Source organism: Halalkalibaculum sp. DA3122 (genome assembly GCF_043951865.1).
Classification (GTDB): domain Bacteria; phylum Bacteroidota; class Rhodothermia; order Balneolales; family Balneolaceae; genus JAMQKA01.
This window is the reverse complement of the sequence record NZ_JBINJF010000018.1, coordinates 58860-75472: the sequence shown is the minus strand read 5'-3', so window position 1 is coordinate 75472 and position 16613 is coordinate 58860. Positions and strand designations below refer to the sequence as shown.

Sequence of the window (16613 nt, the reverse complement as noted above, 5' to 3'; positions counted from 1 at the left end):
TCCTCCCGCCGGAATTAAACGATGCCGACAAGAGGAGCTGAACCGATATGTTAAGCTGTTACCGCGCTTTCATGCGTTATTTTTGTGCCCAGCACTTCCAGGAATGCCGCCAGCCATTTGGGATGGCCCGGCCATGCGGGTGAGGTCACGAGGTTGCCGTCAACGACCACTTCCGTGGCTTCTACATCTTTGTAGTTGGCACCGGCCAACTCCATCTCGGGTCCGACGGCGGGATAGGCGGTTAGCGTTTTTCCCTTCACTACGCCTGCGGCCGATAAAATTTGGAGGCCGTGACACAGGGCCGCAATCGGTTTGTCCTGTTCAGCGAAGTGGCGGACGATATCGAGCACCCCTTCTTCACGCCTCAGGTATTCAGGGGCGCGTCCCCCGGAAAGGAGCAGGGCGTCGTAATCGGCCGGATCAATTTCATCAAAAGTGGCGTTGAGGGCGAAATTATGTCCCGGTTTTTCGGTGTAGGTCTGATCTCCTTCAAAATCGTGAATGGCGGTCTTTACCGTTTCACCGGACTTTTTTTTAGGACAGATGGCGTGCACGGTGTGACCGACCATCTGCAGTGCCTGAAAGGGGACCATGATTTCATAATCTTCACCAAAATCGCCGACAATTTGCAAAATCTTTTTTCCACTCATAAAATACCTCTCTTTTCTGTTTTATGGTTTGTTGGTACAAGGGAAACATCCTTTGCTGAAACCAACGTTCCTGCAAATGTTGATGGAGACCATATCCGGGATTGAGGCGGAAACGTAGCAACGGTTGTTTCCGCCTCACCAGGGATTCCTAAAAAATAATTCCTCCGTTGCTGTGGACTACTGTTTTTGCCGGATCGGAATTTGAACGTTCAGGCTGCCACTCCGGCTAAAATGGAGGGTTGCGGAAATAGAATCACCGGCCGCCAAGGTTTTGTTCACCTCCATAAGCATAATGTGAAATGCGCCGGGTTTCATCTCCAGTACGGAACCTGCTTTAATGGGGAGCGGACCGGCGGGGCGCATCCCTGAGATCCCGTCATACCGGGAATAGGATTCATGAATTTCGGCCGTATCTGCAATATCCGTGGTAATCCCGATGAGCGTGTCGGCCTGTTTGGTGCCGTTGGCAACAGTCAGGTACGCTCCGCCCATCATACCCGGGTTGGCCGGTCGTGCCCACGCGCCGCGAATTTCGATCCGGTCGCCGGGAAGCGCCGGGGCGTTGGCCCGTTCCTTTTCTTCGGAAGTACATGAGCAGGTTATTATCATCGTCAAGCTGAAGACCAGGATTGTGCGAAATGGTATCATGATTGTTGTTGTAGGTTCAAAAGGTGTAATTCAGGTCGATAAAAATGACACGTCCCGGCTCAGGGATGCGCTTGCCTGCATATTCTGCCATCATCATACCGGCAAATGGATTGTTGGCATTCAGGTGGTTCACGTACCGGGTGTCAAAAATATTATTGATACCGACCTGCAGGCTGAGTTTCCGGAGTATATCGATTCCGCCCTTCAGGTCTGCGGTAGTATATCCCCGGGTGGGCTGTTCTCCGAGGGAAGTCGCTACACGGTCCTGTTCAGAAACGATATGCAGGACGCCTTCCGCAAAAAATTGACTCCCCTCGTTTTCGTATCGCAGGCGGGTATCGATGCCAAACGGGGAGACGCCCAGTGCCGGTTCTTTAGCCGTTCGGTTTTCCCCCCACAGGTACCGGGCCGAGACTTCGGTTTTCAGGCTCGGGACAAAGCGGTAGGCCACAGAGGATTCCAGTCCCCAAAATGTGGCTTTCCCATTTTGATACTGGTATACGGTATTGGGACTCAAGGGCAGCCGCTTGGGGAGGTCCGTCGCCCGAATCGTGATATAGTCATCCATGAAGCGGATGAACGCGTTAAAGGAAAAGGCCCATTTTGGGTAATGACTTTCGATCCACAGGTCGACCTGGGTACTGCGCTCTGGCCGGAGGCCGGGGTCGCCCGTAAATTCGGCGCTGGTTTGCGCTTTTGAGGCGGGGATCCGGTCAGAATAGCGTTCGGTGGCGTCCGCTGTTCGCACTGCCGATCCGATGCCCGCCGATATCACCCAGTGTTCATTGGGGTTGGCGCTCAGTGTAAATGCGCCGTTCAGATTCATTTCGGTGTGATCGAGTTCGGCAGAAACCTGTTCCCTGAAAAAATCAGATATACGGGAGCTTGCGGCGGTGGCACTCACAAAATCGACCCGTACCGTTCCCGCGGCCGAAAATATACGGGTGAAATGGTGTTCTGCCCTTGCAAACACACCCGCATCCGTAATTGTGGCGTCGGGCCACATCTGGTCTTCGAACATAAGCATGCCGTTGTCTCGCCGCCTGATGGTTCGAACGGCGTTGCGGTTGGCCGAATAGAGATCTGCTCCCACTTCCAGGTTCCAGAAATCAGCCGGAACCAGGTGAACTGCTGCACGTCCGCCGGCCACTCCTATCGAGGCGTCCACATCCACGTCGAGGGCAAAGGGGGGCATGCGCCCTTCCATCGGCATGGCAGTCGGCTTGCTGTCGTTGTCCATGCCGTGATCTACGTAGTTGTAGTATATTTTAATTTCGGCAGACTGCAGAATGCCGCTGCTCTGTTGCCAGTTCCAGGCCAGGGAGGTGTTGTAGGAATTAAAATAGTCGGCATCCAGGAGTCGTCCCGGGTAGTCGATATTTCGCTGGTTTTGGTAGCCCCCTCCGGCAGTGATTCGTCCATTTTGGGAGGTTGCATAGCTTACTTTTCCCCGTACTTCGCGTGAGAGGAAATCGGCCGGAATAGACGTGGCGTTTCCGTCTTCAAAATCGTCTCCCTGCCGCCAGGCGGTATTTAACCAGTATCCAAGCTTGTCGCGTTTCCCGGATACGGTGGCGGTACCTTCCAGGGCGTTGTAGTTACTGTCGAAACCCGAGGATATCCTCCCGTGGGTGGTATACGGTGCGATGTTGGCAAGGTCGTTGGTTTCCACCCGGATGGCACTCAGGTTGCCGGCTCCCCACGTGAGGGCGTAAGGACCTTTGACGACCTGCATCGACTGTATGGCGCTGGGGTCGAGATGGCTGAGCGGGGAGTCCATCCGTGCCGGTCCCGCGGGAAAGATGCGGGTGCCGTCCAGGTAGGTACCCACTTCGGTTTCCCGTAACCCGCGGACGACGGGATCGAGCCCGATCGGCCCGCGCCGTACCGCATCCACACCGGGCACCACGCGCAGCAGCTCCCCGGAATCCCTGGGATTGGCTTCCCGGACCTGCTGGTCCTCCAGCTCATTTTTGGGTTCCAGGTCGGGCCGCAGGGAGTGCACCGCTATGCCGGAAAGTTCATAGGAGACCTCTGCTAGTGAGAATGCCACTTCGGTGGTCGTGCCGGCCGTTATGGTTACCCTTTTGCGGGCGGGCTCAAATCCTATAAAAGTTGCTTTTAGGGTATAGGTTCCAGCCGGCAGGTTGCTGATGGTGAACGCCCCGTTGTTATCAGTGGTAGTTCCGAAGGTGGTGTTCGGGATGAAAACGTTGACATCGCTTACGGGACTCTGGTCATTTTGACTTGTCACGGTTCCGCTGACAGAACCGGTTGACTGGGAAAACATTGCGGCAGGTAAAAATAAAATCATATACAGGCATGCCACAACGGGGATTCGGTTTAGATAATGCATAAAATCCTCCTTGGAGTTTAGCAATGGTTTCACCCGGCCGGGGCAAAGAACGCCGGCGGGAGAGAATGATTCGATTTAGTTGTAGTGCAGGGGTCGAATCAAGAAAACTGCGGAGGATGGAAAATATCCTTTAAACAGAATTGAGTGGCAAATGTGGTGGCTGGATCTGTATGGATTGTGAAATCAAGTGTATGGTCGGCGCCGGCAATTGAGGGCAGCAGCACTTTGGAGATCTGAACGCCGGAAATAAGCTGCTTGCCGGAGGCGTCGCACGAACAGTAGAACGGGGGGTTGCCGTTGTTCTCATGGCAATCGCAATGCATGGCCATGCCGCCCGAACCACTGGTCATGCAAACTCCGTCCATCATGCAGGCCTGGTGGACGGAATGGGGAGCGGAGAACAGCGCTTCATAACAATGAGGTGACAGGGGGAATTGCGAGCCCAGCAGCACTACCGTCATCAAGGGCAGGAGGACTCCCTTGAGGAGGTCGAAGAGTCGGTATGCGCGAAAGGCCCTCACGTCGGGTTATCGGAGTTGGTTTATTCCTTCAAGAATATGTTCCGGTTTTGAGAAGCTGCCGCTGTATTCCAGGCGAAGCCGCCCCTGTTTGTCCAGCAGCGAAATACGGTTGGTATGGTTCATAAAATAGAGCTTTTTACCTTCATCGCTGGTCTTCCGGTAAGAAATTTCCGCTACGATGTTCAGGTCGCTCAGCAGCGAGTCGATCGTCGTGGTATCGCCGGTTACAAAGGTAAATTGATCCTTATTCAGCTTAAACTGTTCCATATAGTGATCGAGAACCGAGGGCGTGTCCCGCTCGGGATCGAAGGTAATGCCGATGAAGTGAACATCTTCCGGATCTTCAAGCTGGTCTTTGACATTTTTCATGTTTGCGGTAATTGCCGGACATACATCCGGGCAGTTGGTGTAGATAAAGCCCAGCACCGTTACCTGGCCGCTGAAATCGTCCGGAAAGTTGACGCGGGTACTGTCCTGGTCGAGCAGCGGATACGACTTCTCTCCCAGATCGCTGATCACCTCCGGCTGATTACAGGAGACGGCAAACAGTAATGACGCGAAAAAAAGGAGCATCGGCCGCAGAATGGAGATAAAACGGAGGTTCCCGGTTTTCGTGCTAACAGCAGGCCTCTTAGTGGCAGGGAATTTCCGCATGATCTTCGCAGGGTTCAAATTCAAATTCCAGTGTGGAGTGGCGGATGTTGTATTTGGATTTCAACAATTCCTTGAGGTTCGATTTAATTCGTTCCATCTGGTCCAGTTTGTCTTCGTCAATGACGACGTGGCTTTCCAGCAGGATGTTGCTCTCGTCCAGCCGCCATACATGCAGGTGGTGAATATCCAGCACGTCGGCTGTCGACTTCATCGCCTCGGTCACCTTCTCGATATCAATTTCGCGCGGGGTGCTTTCCATTAATATGTTGATCGTTTTTTTGAGCATGTAATAGCTTTGCCACAAGATGTAGCCCGCGATCAGCAGCGTCAACAGGGTGTCAATGATGTAGAGCTGGTACTCCAGGATCAGCCAGCCGGCAATAATTACGCCCACCGATGAAAAGGCATCCGAAAGGATGTGAATATAGGCGCTGCGGATATTGATGTTTTCTTTGGATTTGCTGAAAAGCAGGGCCGCCGTCACCAGGTTTCCTATCAGCCCGATAATAGCGACGATGAACATCGTCAGCCCGTCGATCGGCTGCGGGTTGTAAAAACGCTCGACCCCCTCCTTGACAAGGTACAGAGCTATGATAACAAGCGTTATCAGATTGATGAAAGCTCCGATAATCTCGGCCCGTTTGTAGCCGAATGTCTTATCCCGGTTGGCATCTTTCTGGGAAACTTTACGCGCCACAAGGCTGATTCCCAGCGAGGCGGTGTCATTGAGGTTGTGCAGGGCGTCGGAGAGCAGGGCCAGGCTGTTGGAAAGAATGCCTCCCACAAACTCCGCGATGGTGATCACCAAGTTCAGGAAGATGGAGATCCACAGCCGTCCTTCGGTGGTGTCCTCCCCGTGGTGGTGATGCCCGTGACTGTGATCGTGCGAATGTGCCATGAGAGTGAAGAACGTGTATGACCGGTCGGAAATTCAGATACAAATATAAGTAATAAGTAACCAGCAATTTTTATTTTGCTCAAACAGAAGATAAGAAATAATTCAAAAATGAATACTTGATGAATTGGCTGTTTCGCGGGGAATTTCTTTTTGAGGCGAGCGCGGCTTTACCGTCTGGTCGCACTGCCCGATGAACTGGGAACTGAGGGTGCGAAATTCGTCCGTGCGCTTTGTGGAAGAAAAAAATTGTGTGCTCAACGTACCCATGTACGTTTCCGCCGTTATTTTTACTCCACCCCGTTCACAAACAAATTTCTTGGTGAAGGATCCGGGTAAAATCCTCAATTGCTCGTTCTGAGGGAGTTGCACTCCTGTTTAAAAAGTCTATAAGCCCGGTGGTAAACCAGCTCCCGACAAAATAGCAGCTTCTGCAAAGGTCCCTACAAGTAAAAGTGGATACCGGCCGTAAGCAGAAGACAGGCAAGCATGACCAGAAGGGCCTGTAGGATTGGTTGGGTCGGCAGAAAGCGATAGAGCTTTTCATCCGCGAACTTTTTAACGACTTTCTTCTTACGAGCTACTTCCTCTTCGCTCATCTGTTCTTCATCCATGAGCAGGAGTTTGGTATCGTATTCCAGGTCGGGGATCTGTTTATTGAGCAGATCGGCAATGGTGTGCTCATCAATTTTTGGAAGATCGGCAACGATCAGGTAGATCGGGATAACAATGACAAAGACGGCAACTCCTACGATCGTCTGGTCCAGGACTTCAAAGTTTTGCATAAAGTAGCCGCTGAGTGTACCGACCAGGATGGCCAGTCCCAGCATGCTGAACAGGGCGCTAACCACCAGGCGCAGCTTCCAGTTCAATACCAGCTCGTGCATTTTATGTAGGTATTCAGTGGAGTCCATAGAGCAGTATTCTAGACAGGCAATAATTTACCATTTGTGGAATAAAAGGCAAGTCCTGTGGTTGTATGTAATGCCGGCCATTACAGGGATTCATCCTCAATGAGCAGCTTCATCATCAGGTTGGCGGCCTTGCGGGCAACCGCCTGAAGTGAGTCGCGGTCGGCACGGTCATCCACTTCATACGTCACCGCATCAGCTCCGAATGTTCTGTGGATCCAGTTTTTGGTGATGGGCGAACGGGTGTCAAACGGTTCAACCGCAAATTCGATCTTCGGAAAGGCGGCCTGGATAGAGTCGACCAGGGTGTAGGTGAAATCTTCCGGGAATGTGTCGATACTCCGGTTGATCGGGTAGAAAATATTTTCATTGGTCGAGTGGAAGTCGATTCCGTAGTAGACGGTGAGATTCGGATTGTTCTTCATTCTCTGCTGCAGGTGATTCCTGATCGCCCTGGTTTCCGGCTGGTTGAAATTGGTCCAGTCGCGGTTCAGGTCCACACCCGCCGCATTATGCCGCCAGTGACCATTATCAGCTCCGTCGGGGTTGGCAAACGGGAAGGCGATCACTTCAAACCGGTTGCGAAACTGCCCGGCCAGGGGCGACTCACTGGTGATCTCCTCAAGAAAAGCAAGTGCGGCCATCTGCCCGGTAATTTCGGGAGGATGCAGGCGCGAGGTGATAATGACTACCCCGCGGGGTTGATTTCCATTGGATTGGGTTATCGTCAGTTTCTCAATCGGCCTGTTCTGGTGAGAGTAGCCGACTGTATCTCGTGTCACAAACGGGTATTGGCTCAGGTTTGAAGCCCACCAGTTGTACTCTTCACTGCTGAATATCTCCTGGGCGCTCACCCAGAGCGGTTGGGGGGCAAGGTCCAGCCGGAGCAGGGCCGTGCCCGCGGTGGTGTCGGGTCGATATGCAGAGGAATCGATGGGGAACCAGTTCTTGCCGTCGTAGCTCAGATCGGGATAGTAGCGGTGCGTTCCGTGCTCGTAGGTCAACTCCACCCAAATGGTTTTCGGCACCTCAGACCAGGCCTTGAAACTGTACCAGGGACTATTGTTAACAGGATGATTTTCGGGCTTGATGACAGCCCGGTAGAGCGTATCGTTAACCTGGTAGAAGTCGTTCAGCCGGGTTCCCGGGGCCTCATTCGAAAACCAGATTCCATCCCTGCTGATGCCGATGGTGCGTTTATGCTGTGGATTTATCTCTTTGTCCGAAGTAACTGTCGATCCCGCCGGATCATAAGAAAATCCGGTGAATTCGTCCGTCGACGAACAGGCGGTAAACAGAAAAAGAAGTGTGCAGGGCAGTAAAAAATGCGTCGTTATATTCATCGAATGTTAAGAAGATTAATTCAGTATAAAAGAGGCAGGAAACTAATACACATTTTTGCTTTTGCGCAACCAATTCCTTTTTGTGTGTTAGAACGTTTGTCGTATACTTAATTTTTTGATTTTATTTATGCAGGTTTCTGCAACAGAATTGTGCAATTCACCGAATAGTTGAAAATACACCAGCTACATATAATCGTCTGCAGGGGCGTTTGGGTTCTTTTGGGAGTCATGTTTTTTTCGGCATCAGCCGTATTTGCTTTCCAGGATGAGGCGGACCCCGGCGCGGATGTGATGGACCCCCAGGTTTGGGCCGTCGAAATTGATGGTAATAAGACATTCTCGGATATCGTTATCAAACAGATTATTGCCACGGAAGGACCGACGACGTGGGAAAAAATATCGTTTTGGAAACGGGGCGGCCATGAGGTCAACGAAGAGGAGATTCTGCGTGATGTAATCAGGATACGGCGCTATTATGAACGGCGCGGATTTCCCGGGGTGCGCGTGCGTCACCAAATAGAAACAGGAAAGAAAGACTGGAAGCGGGTGGTCCGTTATGTGATAGAGGAGAATACACCGATTACGATCCGGGAGGTGGATTACCGGGTTGTGGCGGAGGATCGGGAGCGGGAATATATCACATCCAGCCGGAGCTATCGACAGGCCCGTCAGCGCCACGAGTTTCAGCCGGGAAGGCGCTATCAAACCATCAGGGAACCCGAGATTATCGGTATGTTTACAGATCTGCTCAAAAATCTCGGCTTTGCTTTTGCTGATGTCAATATCATTGCCAATGTCGACAGCCTGCAAACCGCAGCTTCGGTGACAATTGAGCTTGTGCCGGGCCCCGAAACCTACTTTGACGAAATAAATGTGACAGGAAACAAGACGGTATCAGAAAATTACGTGGTGAGGGAAGCCGCTCTGAAGAAGACAGAGCGATTTTCGCAGGATCAGCTGCAGCAGGCGCAACGCGAGATCTTCAATCATCACCTGTTCCGTTTTGCCACGATCAACGTCCCGGAACAGCAGCACGATTCTACCCTGAGGGTAGATATTAATCTCCGGGAATACCCGCTCCGTTCCGTACAATTCCTGGGGGGCGTGGGAACCGAGGATCTGCTGCGCGGGCAAGCCAGCTGGACCCACCGCAACCTGTTTCATCGCGGCCACCGGTTTACCGCAACCGGCCGCGCTTCATTTATTGAACAGTCTCTTAACCTGGACTATCTGCTGCCCTATATCTTCAATACCAAAAGCAGCATGGTATTTTCACCCTTTGCCCAGCATATCTTGGAAAGGAGAATCTACGAACTTTTTCACGGCGGTATCACCAACAGTTTTATCTATCGCTACCGGGAAGACCTCACGGGAACGGCCTCCTACCAGTTTACGCGCAATCTGGAGCTCTCTGAACAGTTTGATGAAGCCCTGCCGGACACCTCTTTTGAATACGACCTCTCTTCTTTCCAACTGAGCGGGTATTACAGCCCCGGTTTTACCAGCCGCGGGCAGCAAGGGTGGGTCGTGCAGCCCTATGCCGAATTTTCGGGACTGTTCGGGGGCGCTGCTTTCTCCTTTCAAAAATTTTCGGTCGACCTGCGCCGGTTCACCAGGATAAGCAGCTCCACCACCCTGGCCACCCGACTTCAGCTGGGGGGGATCTCGAATGTGGCTCAGGATTCTCTTCCCCAGAATATCCGCTATTATCTCGGTGGAACCAGCTCAATCAGGGGATGGGGGCGAAATGAACTGGGACCCAAGCGGGCCCGTTTTGACAGCACTGGTGCGTTTCAGGGATATGCACCCACCGGCGGACAGGCGCAGCTTGGGTTCAACCTGGAAATTCGACAACAGCTCAACACATTTATCAACGGGTTTGGAATAGCGGTATTCGTGGATGGGGGACAGGTGTGGCGGAGGATGAGCACCGTAGGGGACCGACCGATACAATTTGCTCTCGGCGGGGGACTGCGCTACAGCTCGCCGATAGGGCCGATCCGGATTGACGTGGGATACAAGCTGAATCCCACTGACGAGGATCTGAACCTATACGGGGGGACCGACTACGGCAACAATTTTGATCGCATCGGGATACATTTTAGTGTGGGGCAGGCGTTTTGATGGAAGAACGGCAGAAACAACATACCGATACGCAAAACCGGCGGTGGCCCTGGCTCGTGGTGGCCGCGTTTCTGTTAATGGTTATTGCAGCCCGTCTGTCCCTGAAAAGCAGTGTGGTGCATGAGCTTGTGCGCAACCAGATTCTGCAGGTTTCAGGTGAGATGCTTGACGGCGAGTTGCGCATCGGAAGTTTGAAGGGCGACCTTTGGAAACAGGTGACATTCGAGGATATCCAGCTGGTTACGCCGACAGATACCGTGCTGAGCGTTGACACGCTCTCCGTTCGCTACCAGGTGCTGAGTTACTTCAATTCCGTGTTCCGGATCGATCAGATCGGGGTGCACCAGCCGTTGGTTTCTGTGATTGAGCAGCAAGATGGCAGTTTTAACCTGGAGCACTTGCTCAAAGACACGACCGCAGCAGAAGATGATACCACTTCATCCCCGTTCTTCTTTAGTGTTGAGCACTTTTCCATTACTGGTGGCGCCCTGGAGGGACGGCTTCGTTCATTGGGCGCAGATTCAGTTGTTGCCGTACGAGATTTTTTGACAGAAGGGGGATTCGGATTTCTGCCGGAGGGGTATGAGCTGCAGCTGCGGGAGCTGTCGTTCCGAGTTGATGAAACCCGGTTATCGCCGGTTCAAATACGCTCTGCCGGCCGGATTGAGGGTCCGCAGATAACCTTGGAAAGCCTGGTTGTAGGTACGGGTCGGTCTGTGCTGGAATCGAGTGCAGAAGTCAATACCGCCGATTCGACTACTTCCCTGAACTTTTCGGCCGTTCCCCTCTCTTGGAGAGACCTGTCGGTCTACCTGGAATCGTTTCCCCTTCAACAAAATCTGCAGCTCGACCTTAACCTGAGCGGAACGTTCCGCGCGTTTGAGGTGGGAGTGACTGCTGAAACTGGGGGGCTGCAACAGCTGGAACTTACAACCGGTTTCCAATGGAACGAGTCGCTTGAACTGCATCATGCGCGGCTTAATGCCGAAGAGCTGGATCTGGCCACCCTTTTTGCGGATACGACCTACCCCCGTATGAAGGATCTGCACGTTAGCCTGGACGGCCTGGTGGATTTCGGCGAGATAAGGCAGGGTACGCTTGAAGGGACTTTTTCCGCACGGGATATACGGCAGGGAGACTTCCAAATTGACCGGTTTTCCGGGGATTATTCGCTCCGGCACGACCGCCTCAAGGCCAGTGTGAACGCAAGCCGGGAAAAAGAACGCATGCAGGTCGGCATGGAGGCAACACGGATATGGAATGAAAAGCCGGAATTTAGTACGGCGATCAATATGCACAATGTGCAGCCGGAGTACTGGATGCGGGATTCTGCCTATGCGGGAACCATCAACCTGTCGGCGAATATTGATGGAGTTGGCTATCTGCCTGACCAGCGATACTGGGATTACCGGCTGGATTTCAAGGAAAGTGTCATTGGTGGCCAGCAGCTGGCGGTTGCTTCTCTAAACGGGCAGGTAAACGGCAGCCGTTTTACCAGCCGCTCAAGGATCAGGTTGAAGGAGAGTGAATTAAACCTCCGGGCTGAGGTCAATAACTACCTGGAGGCGCCCGAGTATGAATATGAACTCAATATCAACCGTCTGAACCTGGCGGAGTGCAAAGGGCTGGAAGAGCTGCCTACAGCGATAAATGCGCAAATTACGGGGAAAGGTAAATATATAACGCCGGAACAGGTACAGCTCACCTCATCCATTAGGATCGATTCTTCCGTTGTAAACCAGGAATATATTGAAAGGCTGGACGCTGAAATTCAGGTACGTGACACCGTGGCAGAGGTTAGCAATGGCACGCTGCTGAGTGCCATTGCAGACGGCAGCTTTGGCGGCCGCTTCCACCTGAAGGAGTGGTACGATATCGAAAACAGGGTGGACCTGGATTTCCAGGTCAAGGACCTGCAAACTTTTGCGGCCCTGGCCGATGTGGGAACGCTGCAGTCCCGCGGTTCAATTTCGGGAAAACTGCAGCCGGTATATGAAGATGAACTGCAGTTCAGCGGGGCGATAGATTTTGAGGACGTTGTTTATGGTGAAACCCTTACCTCTGACGGGATCCGGGGGAGTGTGGAGGTCCTCCTTGTTGAAGAGCCGGAATTTGTCTTAAACCTGGATCTCAGCAACCCGGTTATAAACTCGGTGGTTCTTCGTGATGTTGGTACAACCGTGCGGGGTAAAGTAACCCCGGATTCCACCTATGGTAGCTTGCAGCTCATGTTCAGCAGCCCCAGTGAAAACCGCATACAGCATGCCGCCACGTATGCATTTTCCCCGGAACAAGCCCGGATACATACGATGGAACTGGAGATTATCAGTGATGTACGGAGGCTGCAGCTCTCTTCCCCGTTTGACTTGCTGGTCCGGGAGCATAGCTTTCACATGGATACAATGCGGATCGAGTCAGATGACGGGGCATTGCTGGAGGCTGCGATTCCCCATGCCGATTCCACCGTTCAGCGCGGGTACCTGATGGGGCGCAACCTGAATTTGACCGTTATCCAGAATACGTTGCTGAACGATGCCTATTTCGAAGGAATGCTGTCCGGACGAATTTTTATTGAACGGCAGGATACCATGTTGTCTTCATCGGGAGACCTGCAAATCGAGGATTTGGTTTACGAGGGCACCGCCCTCGATTCGCTCGCGCTGCGATATCAAATTCAAAACGAACGGCTGGAGGGAGGGCTCCTGCTATACGATGGCGACGAACGGCTGGCCCGGGGACAGCTCCGGGTGCCGTTTAAGCTGGGAGATCCCAATGCGTTTGGATCCTCGTTTTTTGAAGAAGAAGTGTTCGGGTTCCTGGAAACGAAGGAGCTGTCAGCCAATCGTTTTCAGCAGATGTTGACAGATGCCGGGATAACCAACAGTTCAGGCACGATGCTTCTAAGCGGTCAACTCCGCGGCACGGCCGGCAAACCGGAGATAGATGCCACGTTCCGCATGAAAGAGGCGTCTATATCCGGCGTTGCAGTCGATTCAATACGGGCCACACTGGATTATAATCATGCAGACCGGGCTTTTATGGTAAATGGCTCTGTCACTTCACTCAGCCAGAAAGCGGCTGAAATTTCCGCTTCCGTTCCGGCCTACCTGGACCTGAAGGATTTCAATCTCGTATTGCCGGATCAGGATGATTCAGTCCAGGTGGATATTACTACCAATCAGTTCAATTTGGCGTCACTGAACGATTTTGTTGACCGAACCGAAATCCGTGAGGTGCAGGGGCTGCTGGATGGTAATGTATCGATTACAGGTCCGTTGAGCGGGCTCTCGGCCCGGGGACAGCTGGATTTCCGTGAGGGGGCGGTCCGGATTGTGGAAGCGGGTGTAAAAATATCGGAGATCGAGTCGGTCATTAATTTTAACGGTAACCGGGTACAGGTTGAAAAGATGCAGGCACGGAGCGGGAACGGCACCTTTACCGCCGGCGGAACGATGAATTTCGACGAACTTCAGCCGGGGACACTGGACCTAGAAATGGCAGCTGAAAATTTTCGCATTGCCAATACTGCTGAGTACAGTGCCATTATTGACATGGATACACAGCTTGGCGGTACCCTGGCGAAGCCCGATGTAAAAGGTGAATTAAGTTTCGTAAGCGGGTACATCTATCTTCAGAATTTCGGTGAAAAATCGGTTGAGACGGTTGAGCTCGACGCTGACTCTGCCTCCGAAAATTACAGTGCCTACGCACAATACGATTCCCTGAGCCTGAATATGGATGTCTCCTTTAACCGGCGGTTTTATGTACGGAACCAGCGCTATCTTGATCTCGAATATGAGCTCGACGGGCAGGTCGATCTTGTCAAAGACCGGGGGGATGACCTGGAGCTTTTTGGGACGCTGGAAGCCTCAAGCGGCTATGCACGTCCCCTGGGCAAGCGGTTTCAGCTGGAGGAGGGTGTGATCACATTTGATGGAACCCCCGCCAATCCGCAACTGAACATCCGGCACCTGTTTGAGCCGCCCCAGCAGGAACTGGGGGATGTACAGATATGGTATATCATTGAGGGAAGGGTGGAAGATCCCCTGTTCAAGTATGAAAGCGAGCCTGAAATGGGGCTCGAGGATATCATCAGTTACACCCTGTTCGGCAAGCCGTTTATGTCGCTGGACCCCTGGAAACAGGTGGTCGCCAACTCAGGCAGCAACATCAGTGCGGCCGACGTGGCGATGGATGTACTGCTTGACAAGGTGGAAACCCTGGCCACGCAGCGGCTGGGGATCGATGTGGTGCAGATCGACAATACCCGGAGCGGTACAAATTCGGGTACGTCCATTAAAACCGGTTGGTATCTGAACCCCCGGGTGTTTTTTGCGATCCAAAATGAAATAACCGGCTCTACACCGGATACGGTTTTTATCCTTGAGTATTTGTTAAAGAAGGATTTAAAGCTGATCATAACCCAGGGTAGCGACAGCCAGACCGGCCTCGACCTTCGGTGGAATTATGACTATTAGAAGTATGGCGTAGTACGTATTTCGTATTAAATTTAGTCATTGGAAAGGGACCGGTGAACCTGCAGGTGCAAAGTAGTGTTTACCAACCCGGGATTTGGATATTGTGACAACCAAGTAGTGCGAAAGGAGATGTCGAATTATACAGGTCGAAGTTCAGTCGCCCCCCCCCCGAAAGCTTTGGCATTTGTTAAACAGAAATACACAACACGAAATATGTAATAATGACTATGTACACTAACGAAGATCAACAACTAGCCCGAAAGATACTCCATTTTAGCTGCGAGCTGGAAGAGGGCCAAAATGTGATGCTCCAGCTTGTCGGTTTGAACGGCATCGGCCTGCTGCGGGCACTGGTCGCCGAGGCGCGGGATATGAATGTAAACCCGTTTGTTCGGATCGAAGATACCGAAATTCAACGAATGCTGGTGGAGCGGGGAGATAAAGAGTTCTGGGAAAGCCAGGCAAAGGTCGATCAGCTGCCCCTGATGAAAGAGATGGATGCGTTTGTTGGCGTTCGTGCCTCCCTAAACATCTACGAACAGGCCGATGTGAGCAAAAAAGCCAACAAGGCCTACTCCGATTATTTCCAGAAACCGGTCCATTTTGAGGAACGTGTTAAAAACACCAACTGGGTGGTGCTGCGCTATCCCTCGGAGGCGTTTGCGATGAATGCCCGAATGCCCACCCATAAATTTCGCGAATTTTATTATGATGCCTGCCTGCTGGATTACAGCCAGCTCCATGAGGCAATGAAGCCGCTGGAAGAGCGACTCCGAAAAACCGACATGATTCGATTGAAAGGGGAGGGCACTGATATCGAGTTTTCCGTAAAGGGACAAAACTGGATCCCCTGCTACGGGAAGCGCAATATCCCGGATGGGGAGCTTTTCTCTTCTCCGGTTCTCTCATCCGTTGAGGGACATATAACCTATGCACCATCGGTATATCAGGGTAAGCCGTTTGAGTTTGTGAAGCTGGAGGTGCGTGACGGAGTTGTGGTCGATTTTGACTCATCGGATAATGAAAAGCTGGAAGAGATCCTGGATACCGATGCCGGAGCGCGACAGTTCGGGGAGTTCAGCTTTGGACTCAATCCGATTATAGAGCGCCCGATGTACGATATTCTCTTTGATGAAAAAATCTACGGCTCAAATCACCTGACGCTGGGCAACGATTACGAGGAAGCTCCCAACGGCAACGACAGCAGTATCCACTGGGACCTGGTCTGCATCGGTGCTGATGTGTACCTGGATGGGGAAAAAGTGCGAGAAGGCCGAAAGTTTATTACCAAAGACCTGCAGGGGCTGAATCCCGAAAACCTGGTGTAGAATATCGAACTGCAGAGCGGGGAATGTTGAATGATGGAGGATTTCCCCTTCGTAATTTTATATTCCCTGTTCAATATTTTGTGTTTACCTCTCTTTCGATCCGTTATCCAGGCTGTTACTGCGAACTTCAGGCCTGACATCACTCGTGACCCTGATTTTTGATCTCCCATTTTTTCTCTATACTATTTCAATAAACGGGAATTACAAAGGAGAAAAGGATGGGAGCATTATTTTCTCAGCTCAATATCTGGGCGGCACTGGTTGGGGGTATAGCGTACTTCATGACCGGATGGCTCTGGTACGGTCCGCTGTTTGGTAAAGCGTGGATGCGGGAAAAAGGAATGGGGGAACACCCTGAACCTCCGGAACCGATTAATTTTCTGTACTCTCTTATACTGCAGGGTATTGTGGGAATATCACTTGGCTTGTTTATGGCAGCCCTGGATGCAACCACTGCGATGCAGGGATTGTCCGTAGGATTGGCCGCCGGCGCCGGATTTGTGTTGACTACAGTGGGCGTGAACGGCATCTATAACGATATGTCGCTGAGGCTGTTTGCCATCGACGGGGGCTATCATCTGGCGGGATTTGCAGTGGCCGGTCTTGTCATCGGGTTGTGGTAAAAATTGTCTGCCCAAAAAGTGGAGGGGCAACCCCTCGTACGCCAAATATTCGGTATCAGCGTAAAGGCCTGCCAGGTTTTCA

12 protein-coding genes are annotated in these 16613 nt (G+C 52.2%); 4 read left to right on the top strand and 8 right to left on the bottom strand.

Annotated features, from left to right (window positions below; all coding sequences use genetic code 11):
- Window positions 1-50: 50 nt before the first annotated feature.
- The 8 genes from ACG2F4_RS12635 to ACG2F4_RS12600 all read right to left on the bottom strand — a co-directional run bounded on the left by ACG2F4_RS12635 (window position 51) and on the right by ACG2F4_RS12600 (window position 7978).
- The gene (locus ACG2F4_RS12635; protein WP_395261234.1) at window positions 51-650 is read right to left on the bottom strand and encodes a DJ-1/PfpI family protein; all 600 of its coding nucleotides are present in this window, start codon (window positions 648-650) and stop codon (window positions 51-53) included.
- A 177-nt stretch (window positions 651-827) separates the two neighbouring features.
- Window positions 828-1298, bottom strand: coding sequence for a copper chaperone PCu(A)C (locus ACG2F4_RS12630; protein WP_395261232.1), 471 nt, complete (start codon window positions 1296-1298; stop codon window positions 828-830).
- Window positions 1299-1314: 16 nt separating this feature from the next.
- A complete protein-coding gene (locus ACG2F4_RS12625) occupies window positions 1315-3588 on the bottom strand; it encodes a TonB-dependent receptor domain-containing protein (protein WP_395261230.1) in 2274 nt (757 codons plus the stop codon).
- 164 nt (window positions 3589-3752) lie between these two features.
- Entirely contained in the window at window positions 3753-4022 is a 270-nt protein-coding gene (locus tag ACG2F4_RS12620; RefSeq protein ID WP_395261228.1) for a hypothetical protein, read from the bottom strand.
- A gap of 159 nt (window positions 4023-4181) precedes the next feature.
- On the bottom strand, window positions 4182-4748 hold the full coding sequence (locus ACG2F4_RS12615; protein ID WP_395261226.1) for an SCO family protein: 567 nt from the start codon (window positions 4746-4748) through the stop codon (window positions 4182-4184).
- Between the two features lie 58 nt (window positions 4749-4806).
- Window positions 4807-5727, bottom strand: a complete 921-nt coding sequence (locus ACG2F4_RS12610) for a cation diffusion facilitator family transporter (protein ID WP_395261224.1) — start codon at window positions 5725-5727, stop codon at window positions 4807-4809.
- A gap of 440 nt (window positions 5728-6167) precedes the next feature.
- Window positions 6168-6638, bottom strand: coding sequence for a hypothetical protein (locus ACG2F4_RS12605; protein WP_395261222.1), 471 nt, complete (start codon window positions 6636-6638; stop codon window positions 6168-6170).
- Window positions 6639-6718: 80 nt separating this feature from the next.
- Window positions 6719-7978: a M14 family metallopeptidase gene (locus tag ACG2F4_RS12600; RefSeq protein ID WP_395261220.1), complete on the bottom strand. Its 1260-nt coding sequence runs from the start codon at window positions 7976-7978 to the stop codon at window positions 6719-6721.
- Window positions 7979-8206: 228 nt separating this feature from the next.
- Between ACG2F4_RS12600 and ACG2F4_RS12595 the strand changes: the two genes are divergently transcribed.
- From ACG2F4_RS12595 to ACG2F4_RS12580, 4 genes are all read left to right on the top strand, one after another.
- Entirely contained in the window at window positions 8207-10102 is a 1896-nt protein-coding gene (locus tag ACG2F4_RS12595; RefSeq protein WP_395261218.1) for an outer membrane protein assembly factor, read from the top strand.
- Entirely contained in the window at window positions 10102-14580 is a 4479-nt protein-coding gene (locus ACG2F4_RS12590) for a translocation/assembly module TamB domain-containing protein (RefSeq protein ID WP_395261216.1), read from the top strand. Before ACG2F4_RS12595 ends, ACG2F4_RS12590 begins: the two co-directional genes overlap by 1 nt.
- Window positions 14581-14801: 221 nt before the next feature.
- Entirely contained in the window at window positions 14802-15908 is a 1107-nt protein-coding gene (locus ACG2F4_RS12585; protein WP_395261214.1) for an aminopeptidase, read from the top strand.
- A gap of 218 nt (window positions 15909-16126) precedes the next feature.
- Window positions 16127-16531, top strand: coding sequence for a DUF1761 domain-containing protein (locus ACG2F4_RS12580; protein WP_395261212.1), 405 nt, complete (start codon window positions 16127-16129; stop codon window positions 16529-16531).
- Window positions 16532-16613 lie beyond the last annotated feature (82 nt).